At 46.1% G+C, this 5,111-nt stretch carries 2 protein-coding genes and 2 tRNA genes; 2 read left to right on the top strand and 2 right to left on the bottom strand.

Going from position 1 to position 5,111, the window contains the following annotated elements; genetic code table 11:
* Positions 1 to 3: 3 nt before the first annotated feature.
* Positions 4 to 88, bottom strand: a tRNA-Tyr gene (locus APB76_RS16510).
* Positions 89 to 206: 118 nt separating this feature from the next.
* Positions 207 to 291: transfer RNA gene (locus APB76_RS16515), tRNA-Tyr, on the bottom strand.
* Between the two features lie 288 nt (positions 292 to 579).
* On the opposite strand from APB76_RS16515, the gene APB76_RS16520 reads away from it, so the two are divergent.
* Both APB76_RS16520 and vexH read left to right on the top strand, forming a co-directional pair.
* Positions 580 to 1,650: an efflux RND transporter periplasmic adaptor subunit gene (locus APB76_RS16520; protein WP_049845417.1), complete on the top strand. Its 1,071-nt coding sequence runs from the start codon at positions 580 to 582 to the stop codon at positions 1,648 to 1,650.
* Positions 1,650 to 4,772 (top strand): vibriobactin export RND transporter permease subunit VexH, encoded by a 3,123-nt coding sequence (gene vexH, locus APB76_RS16525; protein WP_054963666.1) that lies wholly within the window; start codon positions 1,650 to 1,652, stop codon positions 4,770 to 4,772. Before APB76_RS16520 ends, vexH begins: the two co-directional genes overlap by 1 nt.
* The last annotated feature ends 339 nt before the right edge of the window (positions 4,773 to 5,111 follow it).

The raw sequence follows: 5,111 nt of genomic DNA on the forward strand, positions 1-5,111 counted from the left end.
ATATGGTGGAGGGGGACGGATTCGAACCATCGAAGGCAGTGCCAGCAGATTTACAGTCTGATCCCTTTGGCCACTCGGGAACCCCTCCAGGGTGTTTTCTATTCTCAATTAAGGAATAGCTTGAATGATGTTTTCCCAACACACTATTCAAGTGTTTCTCACAACTTATTCAATCACTTATTCAGTGGAACAGTCATAAGACAATATGGTGGAGGGGGACGGATTCGAACCATCGAAGGCAGTGCCAGCAGATTTACAGTCTGATCCCTTTGGCCACTCGGGAACCCCTCCAGGGTGTTTTCCTATTCTCAATTAAGGAATAAGCTTAAACAATGATTTCCCAACACATTGCTCAAGTGCGGAGCGCATCATAGCAAACTCGTAAAAGCTGTAAAGCCTTTTTCTTATAATTTTGAATTGAATGATGCCTTTTTGGGCAAAGATGGTAGGAATTAACCATAAAGCTCAAACAATCAACGGGTTTACTTACTTAATATTTATCGCTCTTTACATTAGTTGACGTTCAGAATGTGAATTACCGGATACAATATGTCTAGTTTATCTATGCAGAATCTCACTATGAAAAATAAAATTGTTCTGAGTTTATTATCTCTGTCTATTCTGGCTGCTGCGCCTGCATCTTTTGCCAAGCGACAAGGTCCATCGAAGGTTACCGTTGTTACTGAACAGGTACAAACTCATCAAGTTTCTCAGTCTCTTGTGCTTGTTGGTAAGTTGAATGCCGAGCAGGCGGTCACTATTTCTCCAGAAGTCTCTGGAAAGGTCGACGTTATCGCTGTTAAAGCGAATCAAGTGGTACGTGAAGGGCAATTGCTGATTCAATTAGATGATGACAAAGCTAAGGCTGCGGTTGTCGAAGCGAAAGCGTATCTCAAAGATGAACAGCGTAAATTAAAAGAGTTCAAGCGCTTGGTGAAGCGCAATGCGATCACGCAAACAGAGATAGATGCTCAAGAAGCGAGTGTTGATATTGCTCAGGCACGCTTAGATGCCGCTAATGCCGAGCTAAATGACTTACATATCCGCGCTCCTTTTACAGGTACGGTTGGTTTTATTGATTTTAGCCGTGGCAAGATGGTCAGTGTCGGGGCTGAGCTACTGAGCTTAGATGATCTGTCCGTAATGCGTTTGGATCTGCAAGTGCCAGAGCGCTATTTGTCTCAGTTATCGAAGGGAATGAAAGTCACCGCAACCACCGCGGCATGGCAAGGTCAGTCGTTTAATGGCGAAGTGGTCGGTATTGACTCTCGCATTAACCAAGAAACATTGAACCTACGTGTAAGGATTCATTTCTCGAACCCAGAGCAACAGCTAAAACCTGGCATGTTAGTGTCTGCCGAGATGGATTTTCCAGCGATTGAAGCCCCTATTATTCCAGTTCAAGCCCTCGAGTATTCGGGAACCAAACGTTTTGTCTACTTAGTAAATGAAAGTGGCACGGCGACACGCACTGAAGTGACATTGGGTGCGCGTGTTGACAATCAAGTGGTGATTGAACAAGGGCTATCAATTGGCGATAAGATTGTGGTGCAGGGCATTGTCAACATGCGTGATGGTGTTGTTGTTGCCGAACTGGGCAGCGATGGGCGCCCGCAAAAGACATCTAACAGTCAAGAAGGGGCTAACTAATGCTGTTATCTGATGTTTCAGTTAAAAGACCCGTTGCCGCTGTTGTACTCAGCCTCTTATTGTGTGTGTTTGGTATTGTTTCGTTTAATAAGCTTGCCGTGCGTGAAATGCCAGATATAGAAAGCCCGGTGGTCTCGATCAACACTCGTTATGATGGAGCGTCTGCGACCATTATTGAGAGTCAAATAACCTCAGTACTTGAGGATCAGCTGTCTGGCATTAGTGGTATCGATGAGATTTCTTCAACGACACGCAACAGTAGTTCAAGAATTACCATCACTTTCGAATTGGGGTATGACCTTAACACTGGCGTCAGTGACGTTCGAGATGCGGTAGCACGGGCTCAGCGAGCATTGCCTGATGAAGCTGATGATCCGGTTGTTTTTAAGAATAATGGATCGGGTGAGGCGTCTCTGTATATCAACCTAAGCTCGTCCGAAATGGATCGTACTCAGTTGACTGATTATGTCGACCGTGTGCTTCTTGACCGTTTTAGTCTTATTTCTGGGGTTAGTTCGGTTGATGTGTCGGGTGGATTGTACAAAGTGATGTACGTTAAGCTCAAGCCTGACCAAATGGCGGGGCGGGGTGTTACTGCTTCAGATATCACAACAGCGTTACGTAGTGAAAACGTTGAAAACCCAGGTGGTGAGGTGCGCAACGATCAAATAGTAATGTCTGTGCGAACCGCACGTAGCTATAACCAAGCGGAAGATTTTGAATACCTCGTTGTCAAACGAGCATCTGATAACTCCCCTATCTATCTAAAAGATGTTGCTGATGTTTTTATTGGTGCAGAGAACGAAAACTCGACTTTTAAGAGTGATGGCGTAGTCAATGTTAGTATGGGGATCGTGCCGCAATCCGATGCTAATCCGCTAGACGTGGCAACTAGAGTGCATCAGCAAGTTGAAAACATTCAGCAGTTTTTACCTGAGGGCACCCGTTTGGCGATCGATTATGACTCGACGGTGTTTATTGAGCGTTCGATCTCTGAAGTCTATAGCACGCTGTTTATTACTGGTGGCCTGGTGATCTTGGTGTTGTACATATTTATCGGCCAAGCGCGCGCAACCTTAATCCCCGCTGTAACCGTACCTGTTTCTCTGATCTCTTCGTTTATCGCCGCTTATTACTTTGGCTTTTCAATCAATCTAATTACCTTGATGGCTCTAATTCTATCCATCGGTTTGGTGGTTGATGATGCCATTGTGGTGGTAGAAAACATCTTCCACCATATTGAGCGCGGTGAGAAACCACTCTTAGCCGCCTATAAGGGGACGCGTGAAGTTGGTTTCGCGGTTGTTGCCACTACATTGGTGCTAGTAATGGTCTTCTTACCAATCTCCTTTATGGATGGCATGGTCGGCTTACTGTTTACCGAGTTCTCTGTTCTTCTAGCGATGTCGGTGATTTTTTCCTCTTTGATTGCTTTAACGCTAACACCTGTACTCGGCAGCAAACTATTAAAAGCTAATGTTAAACCAAACCGTTTTAATCAGTTTATCGATAACATGTTTGCTCACCTTGAAAAAGGCTACCGTAAAATACTGAAAGGGGCACTTAGTTGGAAATGGGCAGCGCCGTTAGTCATTATGGCTTGTGTCGGTGGTAGCTGGGGGTTAATGCAGCAAGTTCCAGCTCAATTAGCGCCTTCAGAAGATCGCGGCGTTATTTTCGCTTTCGCTCGCGGTGCTGATGCAACCAGTTACAACCGTATGGCAGCGAACATGGATATCATTGAAGAGCGCTTGATGCCGCTGCTTGGGCAAGGCTTCCTGAAATCCTTCAGTATTCAATCACCAGCTTTTGGTGGCAACGCAGGTGACCAAACGGGTTTTGTTATCATGATCCTTGAAGATTGGAACGATCGTGATGTCACCGCGCAACAAGCGTTAGGTGAAGTGCGTAAAGCGCTTGCGGGTGTTGCTGATGTCAGAGTGTTTCCATTTATGCCAGGTTTCCGTGGTGGTTCGAGTGAACCTGTTCAATTTGTGTTGGGCGGTTCCGACTATGCTGAGCTTAAACTCTGGGCGGAAAAATTAGAGCAACTGGCTGAAGACTCCCCTTATATGGAAGGTGCGGACATCAACTACTCAGAAAGAACGCCAGAGCTGGTTGTGTCGGTTGATAAACAGCGTGCAGCCGAGCTTGGTATCAGCGTTCAGGAAATATCTGAAACCCTTGAGATTATGCTTGGTGGTAAAAGTGAGACGACTTTTGTTGAGCGCGGTGAAGAGTATGACGTTTATTTGCGAGGCGATGAGAACAGCTTCAATAACGCGGCAGATTTAAGCCAGATCTATATGCGTACCGCCGCTGGTGAACTTGTGACCTTAGATGCAGTGACTAAGATTGAGGAAGTCGCTTCTTCGATTCGCTTATCGCACTACAACAAACAAAAGGCGGTGACGATTACAGCAAACTTGTCGGACGGTTATACTCTAGGAGATGCGCTCGATTTCTTAGACCAACAAGCGATAGAGTTACTGCCTGGGGATATTTCAGTTAGCTACTCTGGTGAGTCAAAAGATTACAAAGAGAACCAATCGAGCATTTTAGTCGTATTTGGCTTAGCGCTACTGGTGGCCTACTTAGTTCTAGCGGCTCAGTTCGAAAGTTTTATCAACCCACTAGTGGTGATGTTTACAGTGCCTATGGGCGTTTTTGGTGGTTTCCTTGGGCTATTTTTGATGGGACAAGGCCTCAACATTTATAGCCAAATTGGCATGATCATGTTGATTGGTATGGTGACTAAGAACGGCATCTTGATAGTTGAATTCGCTAACCAGCTTCGCGATCGTGGCATTGAGTTTGAGAAGGCTATTGTTGACGCTTCAGCGCGGCGTTTGCGTCCTATTATGATGACGGCATTCACTACATTGGCTGGAGCCATCCCATTGATTCTGTCTACGGGGGCTGGCTATGAAAGCCGCGTAGCTGTAGGTACGGTAATCTTCTTTGGTATGGGCTTTGCGACACTCGTTACTCTGTTTGTGATTCCAGCTATGTACCGCTTGATTTCTGCAAGCACACAATCACCTGGTCATGTGGAAGCAGAGCTAAACAAGGAGCTAAGCCACGATGTGAAAGCGCGTGTTTCGCACGGAGAGTTGGAGTAAAGGCGGACTGCGTCCTTGGAACGCTCCGCTACGAGATCGGGCTTCGCTCTGCGAGAATTTGGAACGGGCTTCGCCCTTCGAGAACACTGCGTTTCGAGAGTTGAGATGGACTTCGTCCTTCGAGAAAATTGTCATTCCTTAGAGCGACGAAGGAGCGAGTCAGGAATCTCTAACAAGGTTCCCATCCGCTTGAAGAGATCCCCAACTCGTTCGTACCTCACTCTTGAGGATGACGAGATTAAAAAAAACAAAGGGTTGACACATAGTGTCAACCCTTCAAGCTTTTCTCGCTTCTCGCTTCTCGCTTCTCGCTTCTCGCTTCTCGCTTCTCGCTTCTCG

It is taken from the genome of Vibrio bivalvicida (assembly GCF_001399455.2).
GTDB lineage: Bacteria > Pseudomonadota > Gammaproteobacteria > Enterobacterales > Vibrionaceae > Vibrio > Vibrio bivalvicida.